14 protein-coding genes are annotated in these 15,932 nt (G+C 39.9%); 5 read left to right on the top strand and 9 right to left on the bottom strand.

Annotated elements, in window-relative coordinates; translation table 11 throughout:
* The first annotated feature begins 34 nt into the window (after window positions 1-34).
* Window positions 35-1,021 carry a helix-turn-helix domain-containing protein gene (locus B9D94_RS00770; protein WP_148246215.1) on the top strand — a complete coding sequence of 329 codons (987 nt, stop codon included), beginning with the start codon at window positions 35-37 and terminating at the stop codon, window positions 1,019-1,021.
* A 725-nt stretch (window positions 1,022-1,746) separates the two neighbouring features.
* On the opposite strand, the gene B9D94_RS31840 is transcribed toward B9D94_RS00770, so the two are convergent.
* The 3 genes from B9D94_RS31840 to B9D94_RS00755 are packed head-to-tail and all read right to left on the bottom strand — an operon-like array spanning window position 1,747 to window position 3,206.
* Entirely contained in the window at window positions 1,747-1,899 is a 153-nt protein-coding gene (locus tag B9D94_RS31840) for an HIT family protein (RefSeq protein WP_367613771.1), read from the bottom strand.
* Entirely contained in the window at window positions 1,899-2,147 is a 249-nt protein-coding gene (locus tag B9D94_RS00760) for an HIT domain-containing protein (protein ID WP_216642855.1), read from the bottom strand. The genes B9D94_RS31840 and B9D94_RS00760 overlap by 1 nt, the downstream gene beginning before the upstream one ends.
* Before the next feature lie 36 nt (window positions 2,148-2,183).
* The gene (locus B9D94_RS00755) at window positions 2,184-3,206 is read right to left on the bottom strand and encodes a serine hydrolase domain-containing protein (protein ID WP_148246161.1); all 1,023 of its coding nucleotides are present in this window, start codon (window positions 3,204-3,206) and stop codon (window positions 2,184-2,186) included.
* Between the two features lie 656 nt (window positions 3,207-3,862).
* On the opposite strand from B9D94_RS00755, the gene B9D94_RS00750 reads away from it, so the two are divergent.
* Complete coding sequence (locus B9D94_RS00750; protein ID WP_148246160.1) at window positions 3,863-4,537, top strand: hypothetical protein; 675 nt, start codon at window positions 3,863-3,865, stop codon at window positions 4,535-4,537.
* Window positions 4,538-4,912: 375 nt separating this feature from the next.
* Here B9D94_RS00750 and B9D94_RS00745 read toward each other — a convergent pair whose 3' ends face one another.
* Both B9D94_RS00745 and B9D94_RS00740 read right to left on the bottom strand, forming a co-directional pair.
* Window positions 4,913-5,242: a YolD-like family protein gene (locus B9D94_RS00745; RefSeq protein ID WP_148246159.1), complete on the bottom strand. Its 330-nt coding sequence runs from the start codon at window positions 5,240-5,242 to the stop codon at window positions 4,913-4,915.
* Window positions 5,239-6,510, bottom strand: coding sequence for a DNA polymerase IV (locus B9D94_RS00740; protein WP_148246158.1), 1,272 nt, complete (start codon window positions 6,508-6,510; stop codon window positions 5,239-5,241). Before B9D94_RS00740 ends, B9D94_RS00745 begins: the two co-directional genes overlap by 4 nt.
* A gap of 220 nt (window positions 6,511-6,730) precedes the next feature.
* On the opposite strand from B9D94_RS00740, the gene B9D94_RS00735 reads away from it, so the two are divergent.
* On the top strand, window positions 6,731-6,967 hold the full coding sequence (locus tag B9D94_RS00735; RefSeq protein WP_148246157.1) for a hypothetical protein: 237 nt from the start codon (window positions 6,731-6,733) through the stop codon (window positions 6,965-6,967).
* Between the two features lie 208 nt (window positions 6,968-7,175).
* On the opposite strand, the gene B9D94_RS00730 is transcribed toward B9D94_RS00735, so the two are convergent.
* From B9D94_RS00730 to B9D94_RS00715, 4 genes are all read right to left on the bottom strand, one after another.
* Window positions 7,176-7,355 carry an aspartyl-phosphate phosphatase Spo0E family protein gene (locus B9D94_RS00730; protein WP_148246156.1) on the bottom strand — a complete coding sequence of 60 codons (180 nt, stop codon included), beginning with the start codon at window positions 7,353-7,355 and terminating at the stop codon, window positions 7,176-7,178.
* A 29-nt stretch (window positions 7,356-7,384) separates the two neighbouring features.
* Window positions 7,385-9,109 (bottom strand): LPD1 domain-containing protein, encoded by a 1,725-nt coding sequence (locus tag B9D94_RS00725; protein ID WP_148246155.1) that lies wholly within the window; start codon window positions 9,107-9,109, stop codon window positions 7,385-7,387.
* A 91-nt stretch (window positions 9,110-9,200) separates the two neighbouring features.
* Window positions 9,201-11,069 carry a phosphoadenosine phosphosulfate reductase domain-containing protein gene (locus B9D94_RS00720; protein ID WP_148246154.1) on the bottom strand — a complete coding sequence of 623 codons (1,869 nt, stop codon included), beginning with the start codon at window positions 11,067-11,069 and terminating at the stop codon, window positions 9,201-9,203.
* 21 nt (window positions 11,070-11,090) lie between these two features.
* Window positions 11,091-11,378: a hypothetical protein gene (locus B9D94_RS00715; protein WP_148246153.1), complete on the bottom strand. Its 288-nt coding sequence runs from the start codon at window positions 11,376-11,378 to the stop codon at window positions 11,091-11,093.
* Between the two features lie 573 nt (window positions 11,379-11,951).
* Between B9D94_RS00715 and B9D94_RS00710 the strand changes: the two genes are divergently transcribed.
* Window positions 11,952-13,826, top strand: a complete 1,875-nt coding sequence (locus B9D94_RS00710) for an ATP-dependent nuclease (protein WP_148246152.1) — start codon at window positions 11,952-11,954, stop codon at window positions 13,824-13,826.
* A gap of 9 nt (window positions 13,827-13,835) precedes the next feature.
* Entirely contained in the window at window positions 13,836-15,563 is a 1,728-nt protein-coding gene (locus tag B9D94_RS00705) for an ATP-dependent helicase (RefSeq protein ID WP_148246151.1), read from the top strand.
* Window positions 15,564-15,932 lie beyond the last annotated feature (369 nt).

Below are 15,932 nucleotides of genomic sequence, written 5' to 3'. Positions count from 1 at the left end.
GCTTTCAAAGGTAGGGCCAATCAAGGAGTCCATTATGATTGATAAGAACCTAAAAGGAACGCAACATAAGTTGTTGTATTATCGGTACCGGCCAACCGGTACGGAAAAACCTAAGGTAAGAAAAGTCGGTGGTATCGAGCAAATTTATACCGAAAAAGAGCTTGAGAAAATCTATATCTCTGAAAATGATGTTCGCAAGTTTACCTTGGATAAACATGGTCAGCCAATACCTTATGTGGATGGTCATGTTACGATACTTAGCAACTATATTTTCGATTATTGGAGTCATTTCTTAACCGCTGAAGGGGTTGCCCTATACGGACATTTGAAACGTTACTGTTACGGCGATAAAGATTATTGTTGGCCAGACCTTAATCTAATCGGCATGAAAATGAATAAAAGCCGAAACACGATCAAAAAAATACTCGGAAACCTTGAACGTTACGGATTTGTACTAGTTTTTAATGTTCAAAACGCTGACAAGAACAATATGGAGGAAAGCCCACTGTATAAGGTTCGCAAGCAGGTTCCTTTCCTACCTCAAGAGCTCTATGAGCAGCTGCCGACTGAATTGAAACTTGATCACGATAAATATATGCAAAGTATCGTTACGAACTTTGATCACATTCTCAATTTGGATCCAGCTGTCGACTATTTCGAAATTTATGAAGATGTTATCAAAAATGGAACCGTTGTTCGTAAAGAAAAAACTGTGCTGCAGCTCGAGAAAGAAACCCGAAATAAAATCAGTCTATTACAAGAGGAGCGCTCCGCAGAGGATGAACTTTTATGGGAGCAGGTCCTGTCCGAAATAAAATCCAAGATTTCCCGACCATCTTTTGATACTTGGTTTAAAAACACTTTTGCTATTAAGCGGGATCAAATCTATACAGTGTATTCCCCTGTTCCCTTTACACGGGACTGGTTAAGGGATCGTTATAAGAATATGATCTTAAATATCTTTCGCTCGCTAAATGGAGAAATCATCGATGTACAATTTGACAGTTTACAGTTAGATTAAGCAGGCCACAAAGGCCTGCTTTTTTGTTGGATTGAATCGCCTCTCAAATATTGAGGAGCCATCTATCAATATTTCTTCAACCGCTTCTCAATATCTGAAAGGCGGACTATAAAAAGATGAGAATCGGTGCCTCTCATTTTTGAATAGCGAGTTGTCCACTTTTCATCCGCCTGTCACATTTTGAGTATTTATCTCTCAAATTATGATAAACAGATACGCTAATCAATTACTGAGATACTCCTTCTTAAATTATGAGATAGTCTGGATCAATGGTTGAGAGACCCTCTATCAAGGTTTGAGAACAAATAAATACTTAATTAAGAATCAAAACAAATGAATCGAATTAAGAAAAATCATTTACACCTTCATCTTATGAGTGACAAGCAAAGGATATGAATAAGCAGAAAAAAACCACCAGATTGGGCAGCCTTTACTATAGTGATTTTGTTTCAGATAACCGAAAAATATATCCGCAATACTGACTGATTTCCACTTTCTGATGACATGGATGTTTAGCAGAAAATAAAGTATTAGACTGGATCTTTATATTCCACGCGGATTTTCGAATTGTCATACCATCAGACTCAATAACCCTTGAAATTGAAACAGCGACAGCCATGGACGAGAAAATAAAGTCCTAGACTGTCGCTGTTTTCATTGAACTAACGTGTCCAGTTAGCGTAATAAGGCTGTGGATGATCCGACAAAAGGCCAAGAGTTACATGCTATCTTAACGCCATTAACAAATCATCAAATTTTTCTCGCCATTCTCGGTGAGTCGTCCATTTAACGTCTTGATTGTCACCATGTCTCCTAGGGACAATATGGAAATGAGTGTGAAACACATCTTGTTGTGCCTCGGGTCCTGAACTGTTGATTATCTGGACATTTTTATTCCTAACTTTGTGTTATATAACATAGTTATCTTTTTAACAACTGGCATTACTTTTATCAATTCATCTTCAGGTGTGTCAAAAATGTTCTCATAATGCCTATTTGGAATAATTAAAGTATGATATTCATTTACGGGATTTATATCGAGAAAAGCATAAACGGACTCATTTTGATAAACCTTCCAAGAATTAGCTTCACCTTTTACGATTTTGCAAAATATACAGTCTTCCATTAACAATCTCTTCTCCTTACCCCAGTAACAGAACATTTACCATTGAGCGACATTCGAGTATTGATTTAAAGCGGAACAGGCAAGGTTACCGAACCTTTGGATATCTGAAATATAATCAAATCCATTTTTCCCTCCAAAAGTCCAAAGACTATTTGTCATTCTCACCACCACTGCTTTAAGCTTAGGTATAACAGTACATGAACATCCTGAAGCTCCAAGAATTTGATAACTCCCTTCTGGAAGGTCCGAGCCCATTTCAGAGTTTTTTACATTCTTGTCTTGTATCCACCAGAATGATCCTAGCCTTGGTAAATGGGATGGTAACGAAGAAGGAGTTAAGACAGAAGTGAGGTTATCAAACAACTCTTTGGGAAGGATTTGTTGACCTTGAAAATATCCCTTATTTAAGTGGAAATTTCCCCATAAAGCAAGATCCCTTGCGCTTACATAAAGATTACGATCACTACCTTCATCTGATTCAAGTCTTAAAGTGGGGTAGCTATTAGGATCATTTATATCACAAACTAAAGATTCTTTACCTGCTGTTCTCCACTCGGTCTCCGTTATACCCAACGGTTCAAACACTCGCTTGTTTATTAGTTCAGCTACAGTTTTTCCGGTTGCATTCTTGATAATTGCTGCTAGTATTTCAGGTCTTTTTCCTTCAAAAGACGTACCTGCTTCAAATCTACGTAGTACACCGTCTCCTTGAAATTGCAAACCCGTTGTCCTTGTAACTAAATGTCTAATTGTTGTGTTATTTAGAATGCTACTATCATAAGTCATTAAATAATTACTTATTGGCTCATCGAGACTTTTTATTGCGCCATCATGTATAGCAATAGCAGCTGCTAGACCTATATATGTAACCCTTGTTGAATAAACATTAAATTGAGAAAACACATCCACCCTTCTGGCACCCTTATGGAAATGATAATATCCAGAATACCACTCATGAAGGATTTTGTTGTCTTTCATAACGCATATTGCAGCAGCCGAAGCAGCAATGCGATCTTTAATTTCATTTGTATATTGATTCAAATCATTAAAGTAATCCATTTGCTACACCTCACTTCACAGAATTTTCGTTCGTATATAATGATAATGATTTCGCTTAATTTTTGGATCTGCCCTTAGCTTTAAAAAAGGAGTGTATTCGGCTCTACCTGTTTTTATTTAACTAACATGCCCGTTAGCTTGATGAGAATTGGAGCAGCTGCTAACCGGCAAACTGCTCCATGATGTTTTCAACTAACGTTTCTCGTTAGTATAACGTCAATTGGCGCTTATCAAATTCTCAAATTCCTTAGCGTAATCTGCTCGTTAGGTTAATGAAAGAGCTGTCGAATTTTAATTGGATATGTAGGATATGTGTCAAATCGGTAATCGGATCAAGTTCTTGTCCTCGGCCAATATTCAGCAGTATATGTAATTTATGAAAAGTGGGAAAACTTCAAATGGAATGTCGTTGACAGTGATCGATTTGAATATGGCGTTACCCCCCCAATGGCAACAATACGTAATGTAGGATTCTTCACTAGTGAACCAGGTTATTATCGAGCAAGATTATCAGGATCATTTACTTGTGTTGAAAATGGTGTCTACATGCCTGGTGGATATGATCCATCTAATTTCTGGATTAATTAAATCGAACAAAAATAGTAACCTATGATCATAGGTTACTATTTTTTTCTACACAGATTGGAGTGAGTAATTTGCATTGGCTGAGAAAATTATCTTCTCTTGAAAAAAAAGAGTTGCTAAAAGGTGGGAATAATAACCACAGTGACGAGATGCTTAGAATAAAAAGGATAGTCCCAGCCTACAGCGATAAAATTCATATTTCACCACTTGCGGAGTTTTTTCTGCGCCTCTCCCTTTCTTCAGGGGAAACGAATGTCGTATACATACCTATCACAAACCAGGAAGATTACGAAATTGCAAAAAAAGAATTAGCCATTCATTTTCAAGATGTAAAGGTCGCATATTGTGACAACACTATAAAGCAGCTCATTTTACAATATATTCGTGAGGAAACATTACAATACCTTAATAAAATCAATATAAATAAAGAAGAACCAGATATAATTACTGAGTTATTCATGTTATCGGATTCCAATCCAATACCTCAAACAAATGATGTTAACATATACGAGATAATGCACAAAGATTCAATTAATGTTGAAAGATTCAAATTTTTAGATGATAGTTTTGTTTTCATTTCTAGTTGTTATAAGAATCAGGACTTTCTTTTCACCCCAAGTGGTTGGAGCTTATCAGATAATCTTAAAGACTCTAATGCTCTTAGCTTCTTGGTACATCATTCGAGAAGATCATTTCTTTGGACTAATAATGATAATCAAATTCTTTATATACATCTTAAATTTTAGATTCGACAAAGATGGATTTTATTAAGGCATGAGACGTGTAGTGGAATCCCCTGATCACTATGAACGTTCAGTCTAGTCACGTCTTTTTGCTGAGTCCATGTCTAATTGTACAAGATCATTGTCATTTCGGTGACTTTTTTCATATTTGCACTTATCACCTCCAGGGGATTACTTTAATGTTTATAAGATATAGTCATCGGTCAGATACAAAAACCTGCTGTTAAAGGCTTATCTTTTAGGGTAATCTGCCCGTTAGCTTAATGAGGCGGTGGTAGTCTAATTCTTTATTTTCTTTGGACAATGGATACGAAGTGAGTACACAAGATATAGATAAACAATAAGAGCCTGCCGGGGTAATGCCTGGCAGTCTTATTGTTAGTACGCAGAAACAATATCATCAATCTTGATCCATTCCCATGCACCTATTCCGGTCGCCAGCTTGATTTCACGTCGGTATGTATGAATTACCGAGACTGTTCCGGCCAGCTCCTGGTCCTCATATTCGTCGAACAAGCGCAATTTAATTTTACGATGCGTATGAAATGACTCAGCCAGCGCTTGCTCGATCAATTCCATTTCCTGCGAATCAAGTACCGGCTTATCCTTCCTCCCCTCTTCCAGCTGCCTGCGGATGATTGTTTCCTTATGTTCTGGAAGCATCATCCGGCTAGACTCCCATAATCCGTTACCGTCTAATTTCGTCATTTATAGTGTCCTCCTATCTTAGCCGATCGATCGAGCGCCTGCCCGGCTGCCGTCATTGAAACTGCCCTAATCAAGATTGAATTTCCATATTTCAGTTTCAGCGCATCGGTTGTCCGCTCAAGCGCCATCTGTCTTTCACGTCCAGTATCAAAAAGCGACAACTGATATTCATTATCCGGAGTGAGCTGCGTTAGGCTGATCCCCACACGACGTATTGGTAGCCCATCCCAATGTTCTTCCAGTAGCCTACAGGCCCAGCGATATACTTGCATGGTGATATTGGAGGGATCCTCCATCTTCATTTGTCTGCTAAACCCCGTAGGACGGTCAAAGTCTGCCCCCATACAACCGACCGACACAACATGACCCATGAAACCGAGGGCTCTGCATCGTTGGCAGACCAGCTCCGTCAGTTCCAATAGCACGACCTTGATTTCCTCCAGATGAGCATAATCCCGTGGCAAGGTCATCATGTGGCCGACTGATTTAGGAGCTACTTGGTGAGTCCCTGGCCGGACCGGGCTGTCGTCGATACCATTTGCGATGCGCCAATACATTTCAGCTTGGATGTCGGAGTTTTTCCCGAATTTTCGCCGCATCATTTGCTTAAGCTTCCCAAGAGGTGTCTGTGCGACGTGTCCGATCGTCGGGAGGCCCATAGTAATGAAATGTCTCGTCATCCTGCTCCCAGCCATAAACATGTCACTGACTGGCCGTGTCCAAAGTGTTTCAGGCAGCATTTCTTTGGTCAGGGTGAATATGCCGGATGAGTTCTTCTTAGCGTAATTATCACAGGCAGTCTTGGCAAGGATTTTGGTTTCGGCTAACCCGAACCGAGTATAGACCCCCGTGACTGCCTGAACGTGAGCCTGGATGATCCGTGCCATTTCTTCTGGAGTATCCGCAAAAAGATGCATTGATCCTGTTACATCAAGAAATTGCTCGTCAATACTGTAAGGCTCGACCAAGTCCGTATAGCTTTTGTAGATGTCCGTTATCAGCATGGATACGTCGATGTATCGCTGCATTCGCGGCTTGATCACTACAAGGTCTGGGCATTTTGCCACTGCTTCCCCAAGTCGTTCTGCTGTTGTAATTCCCTTTGCTTTAGCAAGAGGACATGCTGCTAACACAATTCCTGAACGACGTTCCGGATCCCCAGCGACCACCAAAGGCCGATCCTTATATTCAGGATGTTCAGCCTTTTCAACTGAGGCATAAAAAGACTGGCAGTCACCAAGCATCACCACACGTTTGGATGATTTCAACGCATATTCCTCCTTCGATAAAACAGGAACATTTGTTTGTATTATATGCGAACAACAGTTCCTTTATCAATGAGAAAAAAAGGGAAACTTTCAGATGATGTTCCTATTTTGTTCGGCTGTGCTATACAACAATTTAAGATATTGTTAAATAAAGCAGCTGGGCTCTAACGAAGAAAACAGACCGCATTACGAAGGTAGAGAATTATAAGGGGGTATTATCATGCGAAGATTCAACGAAATAAATGTTCATAACTCCACAGTCATCGAATGGGAAGGAAAGTTGTTAATTACGACACAGGATCCTTATCCAACTGATGAGGGGAAAATGTACACGGCTTTGGCAATAGATGAGGATGGGAACAAATACATTCTGGTATGGGATAATATCGATCCATTAGCGGTTGAAAAATCGAAAAACCATTGGGACCAGCCTTCGGGGATAACCCGCATAAAGTAGCACTTGTTAGGGGGGATATAGGACAGAGCGTGGAGCATAAGGACGGATGTTCTTTGCTGGGACAAGCGAGTATTTGCACGTACATCAGAAGAACATTGAACGAATAATGCTGGGCCTACCTGACCCATCAATAGCTCGAAAAACCAAGACGTACGAAAATGTGAAAAGAACAAGCGGGATCTCATCCGCCTGTTCTTTTCAGTTATTTTTATTTATTTCGATTTCGACGATCCATTGACATTGCTGTATATTCATTTATCAAACAATCAAGTTCCTGTGATTTTCTCAGAACATAAGCGGAATGAAGCCCTAAGCGTTTCCCCGCTTTATTCAGTATTCCTCGTTTTCGCTCAATATCTCTTTCCACTTCTTTCAAGGTCCTGGTCATTCCGATTCCTCCCGGTATTTAGTGTTATATCAATGCGCATTCCGCCAAAAATGGTCACTTGTGAAAATACCAAGCTGCAGCATTACTTCCCACCATTTACGGAAAGCAGCATTAATCAACTGCCTTTCCTCACCGGTCGGGTATGGTCCACCAAACTGAGTGCCATATACTAAGTACGAATTAGTCATTCCGGCCTCGGATAATTCATCTTCAATCCATGCCTCGAATGCCCTAGCAAAGAGTTCATGATTGCTACGCCAGTAGGCTCCTCGACTTTTAGCATCGGAATAAAACAGGCTTTCGTCTGAAGGGATGTAGAAGTTGTTTGGAACTTCCCTTCCCGCTTCCTTAAGTAAGTTACAATAAAGAATGCCTATGTCCATCCACATATTTTTCTTTATACGATATCGGCCCACCAAGGACTGAAGTGCGGCGCTCACATCGTAGTTATTCTTAGCTAATTCTCCCTTAACGCTTTGGTAATAATGATTTTCTGGAAGAGGGAGCGGATCAGGAACGCGAACAAGCCGTCTACCAGTACCTTCTTTTATGACCTTGATCAACGCTGCGAATGTCTCTTTTACCTCAACTGGAAGATGGGGGCCTGCATCGGTTCCGGATAATAAAGCCCGCTTACCATTCGTAAACTGATGGGAGTAAGAATATAAATTCTGATCCAAGGCATGAGCCCATTCATGGCACTGAGCCCCACCGCCGCGATACTTAGTCAAGTTCATGACGTTGGTAGCAACTTCAAAATGTGCAGCTGCTTTACCACTCCCTCGTGCTCCAAAGGCAAGCCCTAAGGCGCCATAAAATGAAATGGCTTTTGGGGGAAGCTTCAAAATCGAACCGAGATCGGCCCATGCATTCCCTGAACATAAAACGTGATATCGGCCGGCAGCATCATCGACCCAATTGCCGAACTGAATGCCGCGAAATCCATAATATTCAATGAAATCATCTGGCTTCGCAACCCCCGAGGGATTCTCCGATAAACGGATAACCTCTTCGGGCACCTTACGTTCCCAAAATGCTTTATTATTTTGCCGACTACTGCTTCGTTCCTTGGGCTTTGCCCAGTTCCAGTCTCGTCCTTCCTCCGAATCGAAAGCCCTCTGATAAACCTTTCGGTAGCCAGCAACAGTGCGTGACTTTGAAATGAAAAAGGATATAAATCGGTCTCCGAGTGATAGCCAATAGCTATATGTCAAAAGATCCGGATTTTTCTTTACTCGATACTCGGATTGCGAATAATATGCATTGCGAACATTCTCGCGTAGTATTGTCACGGCCTCTTGAACAGAGTCTATCGTCTTTGCGTCTTTAAATAACGTTCTCAGTTCATTCACTGCTTGAATAAAGTATCTTCTTTGCAGCGGATCATCGGCAGGACGTTGGCTAACGCGGCCCCAAATGAGCTTAATCACTAGGGCAGCTTCAGATGTGTAGCCCTCCTCCTGGAATGTTTCAGCACTTAATGAGTCGATCATCCCATCTTTGCAGACTTGATGGTATGCCTGGATAGGGTCATCTTCAATCGCGGTCTGCCACTCTGGTGAAAATCTGGCCAGACCGGCCGTAAGATGCTTCCGTGCTCCGCGCAATTCCTCGCCACAATCGTAGGCGTATTGTTTCTTACTGCTGGATGACGACGGAAGTGGATCCAGTACGACTTCATGCGGCATAGAAACTTGAAAGTCCTGATCGTATAAGAAGTAATCAAACAGTGACATAACTGATTGTTTAGACATATTTATACCTCCATGCTCCTCCGCGCAAGGCGGAGGTATTTTACCGTCCGCCAGGACGTAGAGAAAACAATGGGCAGTCATTCGTTTATCTTCAAATCATCGCTCTTCTTTTAACAAGCGCCCGCTTTATAGCTTCTGCATCTTCCTCCGAACATTGATCGACCCCTGTTCCATACGGATCAAACACAGAGTGCCCGAGCAATCGCTGGAATGGACCAGAAACACCGATTAACCGGTAGATCGCTTTACGGAACCTTTCAGTTACAGGAAAGCCTTCGACAGTTTCACGTTCTAGAACCATCTGATAGGCCGTAATGATTTCACTCTTACGCCATTCAATATCGAATCTAGCCATGGTCTGCAGGACGTGGGTTCGACAATCGATCGTCAAGTCACCGATCCCGCTTCCGATTTTAGACTTTCCGATGCGTTGAAATCCGGTAATGCCACCATAACGAATGTCCTGACCGATGGCTTTCAGAATTCGCCGGAACTGATAGTACTTTTCGTATTCCGGATGAGTCGAGATTAAATTCCCCATGCTCTTGTCCTGCGCTATGGTACAAAGATAGCATCCCATTCTAGCCGATTTACCGCACTGCATCATGGCCTCATTATCATTAACGACGGCTGCACCGAGTGGACATTCACTACCTGCTGCATTTCCGTAAAAAGCCAATAACTCTGTATTGCGAGCTCCTTTCCATGGTGCTCTGTTAAAAGCTAAATACGTCACGACTTCCTGTTTTGTCCAATCTCTAACCGGCGATGCTGTGCGAATATTACCGACTGGGTGGTGTCCGTAGAAATCACTACCAAAGTGCTTAGAGAGGCTGCGTCTTCTTTGTACACTTTCATTATCTCTGGAACCCAACACGAGCACCGTATCATCCGCTCCATCTGCTAGGAATACCGCTTCAAGAAACTCACGCGCCGGCTCAATTTTTAAGCGGCGGACACAATACTTAAAGGTTACTGACGGGGCCTGGTATCCCTTGCCGATCATGCATACCAGGAGGGTGTTATCCTCACGTGGCTCGACGATATGGTACTCAATCCATGAGAAAGCTTTATGTAAAGCTTCCCGGAGATCATGAATAACTTTTTTGACGCCTGGATTTTCTACCAACGTGTCAGCAGAAATGACCATGATGCGTTTCGATGGATCCGGATTCTTTATTGCATGTTCAATCATCAGCTGCAGCGTAAGTCTAGAATCAACGCCCCCAGAATTTAAAAGTCCGATGATGGAATGTTCGTCATAAATCTTTTTGATTTTCGCCCTGGTGACTGCCAGCAGCTCGTTATCAACCTTTTCAAGGTAATCCAAGGTCTCCCCCTCAATTGCTCGTTTGGATCGCTTCTTCGGCTCGTTAGGTACCAAATCCCCAAAATCAAAAGATGGCTGGCAGCGATCTTCCGGAAACGGGAGCGGGAGTTTACTCGCACCGTATGGAGGGATATCTAGCGAATATATTTCAATCAATAAAGCGCACGTTGTATGAACTCCGTAAACCTGGAACTTATGCTTCGGACTCATAAGACTCCAGTCATTTATCGACGGATACAGAGCGGTTCTGAACATATCCGAGTCATCACATACTGTAGAGGCCACCAACGCGTCAATGGCTGCTTGTTCAGGCATTCTTAACCGGAACCCCGACTTCTCCAGGAACAAAAAAAGCGCTCCTGCAGCAGAATCGCTTCTAAAAATATCCTTCCATAAGTAACCACTGTCGGGAGCAATGCAATCCTGATCCGGCCGATCCTTTACGAAATGGTGGACTGCGTAGTAGGCTCCATTATGAAAAACGCCGGTCCAGTCCCGAATGACTCCATGAAATGCGAATCCGGCAGACTCGAAGTAATCCCACATGTCCAAGATGACCGAATTATAGTCTTTTAGGCGGTTCTGGATACCAACCTTAGTGGTGTTTTCGACTCGTTCATATGTCTCCATTGTTTCTATTCCCCTCCCTCTCTAGCATCCAGAAGTATGAATGTTGTAATAAATCCGGATGTAGTGCTCGTCAACAATGTCATATGCCCTGACTATCAGATGTAACGAGTAAGAGTTGCGGCAATACAGCTCCTTATTCTTGATGAAATCTACTGCTTCCTCAATCGTATCGAATTGTTCTGAATCGATACGGCTCTCCAATGCACTAATTTGGTTTACATTAGGAAGGCTTAAGATCAACCGGTCATCCTTATAAACTCGCAGCATCCTCAATCCGTCTTTTTCAAATACTGTCTCCAAGTCGATCATCTCTATTTCCTCCTTATTTTTGGACATAAAAAAGAAGGCCCTAAAGGCATACGTGTAGCGCGTATGCTTTATAGCCTTCCTGTTTCAATCCGATTTTTATTAGCTGTAGCCAGCTATTCACCATCTTTACCGAATAAACAACGGCAAAGAAAATACAAAGATAAATCTTAATATTTTTATTATAAAGCTGGATAAATACGTTGTAAATAAGACCGTAATTAACGATTAATTGTTGGGCCGTCCCAGTTCATTAAACTATTTGACATATAAGTGAAAGCATCGGATAAATATGCAACTATTGTAGGCAAGATCATAACAAAACATGCCATAGCTATGACTACTAACACAAGTTTTCTAAGTCTGTATTCCATCTGTTTTTTTCCTCCTTTCCTCAGTGTAAACGTTGGGACTTAAATTGAGGTTTCATTTTTTGAAGTGGCTGCTCTAATCGATATCAGCCTAGTGTATTCCCATTTCGAAATACCTTAATAAATAACAATATTAGACAAGAAAGAAGGGAAATCCTTTCATTTTGTCGAATTTGGAAAATCAAATACTTTGAGGGTGGTATATATGTATCTTTCACGAATGATTATTGAAGACTTCAGAGGAATCCAAACAATGGATTTGTCTTTTAACCCAGATATAAATATCATAATCGGCGAAAATGGATCATCAAAATCGACAATAATCGATGCCATTCGGTTACTTTATAATTTAGGCGAGCCAATAAAAGAACTATTTGTCAAAAACGAAGACTTTGCAACAAACCTTCAAACCGGTGATTCCGCAAGCACCATCAGGATCACTTATGAATTTAGAGGGCTAACGGATATTCAAAAAGGAGCCCTATACGAATACATAGTTCTCGACCCTAATGAAGATTTCGCCTCAATTACAATTAGTTATGAAAAAAGGCGAGACAAGCACCCTAAATTTGAATACTTCACTGGAGCAAATCCGGGTCAAAGAGCTAGCTCTAGCACATTTGAAATATTCCAACATTACTATTTAGGAGCTCTTAGAGACAGTACTAGCGACTTGCTTTCAGCGAAGAAGAATATTTTAGGCAGGGTTATCAAGCGGAGTGTAGAGGCTAACCAAACTGAAGAAGAGTATAAGGCTATTCTTGAACAGGCAAATACCGATTTATTGCAGAAGGTAGAAGTAGGTTCAACTAAGACTAATATTAACAATAATCTTGCTCAAATTTATTCTACTATTTCACAAATAGATTTACATATTGAACAGTCTAAAATCGATTATATAGTCAATGTAATTAAACCATATCTCCCCTTTTCAAATCCTAACGTTGGGAATTCAGGGTTGAGCCTTTATCAAAACAGTCTAGGATATAATAATTTAATTTACATTGCTACTGTATTAAGTGATATGAGCGATCGGGTAAATAGAGATAATACCATTCATTATGCCCTCTTAATCGAGGAGCCCGAGGCTCACTTACACCCTCAGTTACAATTAAATCTGTACAATTTTTTGAAACAACAAATTTGTAGCGATAGTTGTCAATTGTTTATCACAACTCATTCGCCAACCTTAACTTCTAAATCCGATCTAGATAAGTTATTTATCGTTGACGGCAATAAGACCGTAAGTATCGGCCAAATTTTTAACGATAGAGAGCAAGAGAACTTATCACAAAACAATAAAGTATTGAGAAACGCAGACTTTCTCACTAGAAGAAAAATGTTAGAAAGATATTTAGACGTAACTAAGTCTCAGCTGTTCTATGCAAAATCTTTAATCTTAGTAGAGGGCATTTCTGAAGAACTTCTACTATCAGCCTTCGCAGAACTAGAGAATTTTAAATTTGAAGAAAAGGATATAGAACTCGTACAAACTGGAACATCCTTTTACCCTTTTCTCCTTCTATTCAATTCAACAAATGAAGCTAAAAGAATAAATAAAAAAGTAGCTGTACTCACAGATGACGATAGATATACTGAATCCAAACACTCAGAATATTCGTTCGAAAACTTGTTGTTAGACAACTATAGAAAACTTAATGAATTGAGGGAAAATATCTCTCGAAGTTCCATAAGTAGTAGAATTGGAAATTTAAATTCATTCAAAAATCATCAGGATACAATTGGCATATTTGCAGGATATAAAACATTTGAATTTGAAATAGCTTTTTCTAATGTCGTGGCTAGAAAAAGTGAGGTGTTTAATAATACTTTATTTAAATATCTAGTTGATATTGAAAATGAAAAACTAGGCAGTATTCGAACCTACTTAGATCAGTGCTCCAGTGAACTAAATGAAATTGAAAGAATGAATGTTGCATTACTAACATGGAAGTGTCTCCCATCAAAATCCGAATTTGCTCAAGATTTTGCACATTACCTTATTACTAATAAAACTGATGCGATGCAGCATTTTACGATACCTTCTTATATAAAAAATGCATTTGCACATTTGAGGTAGGTTTTCAATATGGAATTTGAGACTAATGATGAACGCCAGCGGTATTTATCAAGTCAAGGTAGAATTATTGTAAATGCATGTCCCGGAAGCGGTAAAACTACTTCAGTTGCATATAAGCTAAATAAGCTTGTATGCAACTGGAGACAAAGCTATTCGGGTATCGCTTGCTTATCTTTTACTAACGTAGCAAAAGACGAAATTAATGAGAAATATTATTCATTTTCAGGGAATTCACTAAGTCATCCTCATCTCGTCTCAACACTTGATAGCTTTATAAATCAATATATAACTTTGCCCCATTATCAAAAAGTATTAGGTTATACTAATAAACCAGTTATCATTGAAGATAATACTTGGCTTGATAACTTACCCTTACATCGATTTAAATTTGGAAATGTTCCCATTCAGTTCAGATATAGTCCATCGAAAATTGATATTACACATGATGACCAATTTGTTTACGATGGTCATTCATTAAACCTTAATCCGGAAGACAAAAATAAATTTAACCGTTATTGCCATGAAATTAAAAGAATTCAATTTAATAATGGACTTCTTAAAAACTCCGATTCGTTATACATTGCCTACAAGATCATATCTACTAATCCTGAAATTGCTAGATTATTAAGTTTAAGATTTCCTTATATCATCATTGATGAAGCTCAGGATACTTCCGAAATCCAACACCTGATATTGGAAAAGCTCATCGAAAACGGTCTTGAAAATATTGAATTAATTGGGGATCCTTATCAATCTCTTTACGAATGGAGGGAGGCACGACCAGATTTGTTTTTAGAGAAAATTGCTTCCGGAAAGTGGACACCTTTAGAACTGTCTACTTGCAAAAGATCAGTACAGCCTATTGTTAACGCCTATAGCTTATTTAGAATGCAAGAACACAATAATCTTATCGGGCAGAAACTCCAAAATAAAGGCGATATGCCTTTACATTTAATTTACTTTGAAGAATATGACCGATTACTTACAAAATATCAGGAAATTTCTTCGGGCTTTAACGAGAAGAAAGTTCTTGTAAGAGGAAAATCATTGTTGGAATCACTTAATGCGACACTCCAATTTGATGATTATTGGAAGGACTCACCCTTCTCTCCATTGCAATTAATACTTTCTAAATCGGAGCTTGATAATGGGGACATAAAAGCAGCAATAAACAGGTTGTACAAATTTGTCCCGCTACTCCTTGACACGACAATCGCAGGAGATGAACTGAAGAAGAAATTATTTTATGATGATAATAAGCAAAACTATGCGCTGAAAGCTCAGATTCTTACACTTATTAAGAACGTTCCTGACTATGATATTTCTTTATTGGACTGGACGGCAGAGTTGGAAAACCTATGTCAGAGAATACTGGGTTTGTCCGAAGCGCCTTCGTTTACATTAAAAGCAGGAAAGTTTAGGCCCTATCATAAAAGAAGAGTAAACGAACTATATAAACAGCCAAGCAATTATTCAAAAGTAACGACAATCCATAAAGTAAAGGGAAAAACATTCGACTCAGTAATGCTAGTTCTTAGTGCTAACAGTACTGGTCAAAACCTCTCTATTAATGACTTTTGTCGTCCCAATCAAATGCCCGATGAGAAGAAGCGTTTACTTTATGTTGCAATGTCCCGACCAAAGTGGCAGTTGGTAGTAGCAATCCCGAAGTCAGCAGGAATGGACCAGGAAAAAGTAACATTACTTTTTGGGAATTGTAAAATTCATGAAGTATAATACTGTAATACACCAACAAACGACTTGTCATTTATTACGGTAGAGGGTATTCAGTTTTATGGAATTACTTTCAACGTGCCGCTGCTGAACGTGTTCCGGTACACATGGGGAGATCATGCTAAGAATTGAAACGGCATGCAAGACTGGATGTCAGTCATTGCAGCCGTTTTTTTATACGCTAGTATATAACATTAATAAACTCCCTTCGTTTCCGGAAAGATTAAAATATCGAGCACAATGATTCTACCAAGCGCCACTCCAACTATGATCTTCCTTTAAATAAACCTTCGATAAGGAACGTTTGTACTCGTCTGAAATAACGACGCGTAACGCAGCGTTACGTATAAGGTGTATGTATACCGCACTTTC

Origin of the sequence: Paenibacillus sp. Cedars, assembly GCF_003184205.1 — a bacterium.
Lineage (GTDB): Bacteria > Bacillota > Bacilli > Paenibacillales > Paenibacillaceae > Paenibacillus_AQ > Paenibacillus_AQ glucanolyticus.
The sequence above is the reverse complement of the archived record's forward strand: the minus strand, read 5'-3'. Positions and strand labels throughout refer to the sequence as shown.

Coding starts and splice junctions, on each gene's coding strand:
- B9D94_RS00710 (WP_148246152.1), top strand. CDS start 11,952: ATGTATCTTTCACGAATGATTATTGAAGACTTCAGAGGAATCCAAACA.
- B9D94_RS00730 (WP_148246156.1), bottom strand. CDS start 7,355: ATGACCAGGACCTTGAAAGAAGTGGAAAGAGATATTGAGCGAAAACGA.
- B9D94_RS00720 (WP_148246154.1), bottom strand. CDS start 11,069: ATGGAGACATATGAACGAGTCGAAAACACCACTAAGGTTGGTATCCAG.
- B9D94_RS00725 (WP_148246155.1), bottom strand. CDS start 9,109: ATGTCTAAACAATCAGTTATGTCACTGTTTGATTACTTCTTATACGAT.
- B9D94_RS00745 (WP_148246159.1), bottom strand. CDS start 5,242: ATGACGAAATTAGACGGTAACGGATTATGGGAGTCTAGCCGGATGATG.
- B9D94_RS00705 (WP_148246151.1), top strand. CDS start 13,836: ATGGAATTTGAGACTAATGATGAACGCCAGCGGTATTTATCAAGTCAA.
- B9D94_RS00735 (WP_148246157.1), top strand. CDS start 6,731: ATGCGAAGATTCAACGAAATAAATGTTCATAACTCCACAGTCATCGAA.
- B9D94_RS00760 (WP_216642855.1), bottom strand. CDS start 2,147: ATGGAAGACTGTATATTTTGCAAAATCGTAAAAGGTGAAGCTAATTCT.
- B9D94_RS00755 (WP_148246161.1), bottom strand. CDS start 3,206: ATGGATTACTTTAATGATTTGAATCAATATACAAATGAAATTAAAGAT.
- B9D94_RS00770 (WP_148246215.1), top strand. CDS start 35: ATGATTGATAAGAACCTAAAAGGAACGCAACATAAGTTGTTGTATTAT.
- B9D94_RS00715 (WP_148246153.1), bottom strand. CDS start 11,378: ATGATCGACTTGGAGACAGTATTTGAAAAAGACGGATTGAGGATGCTG.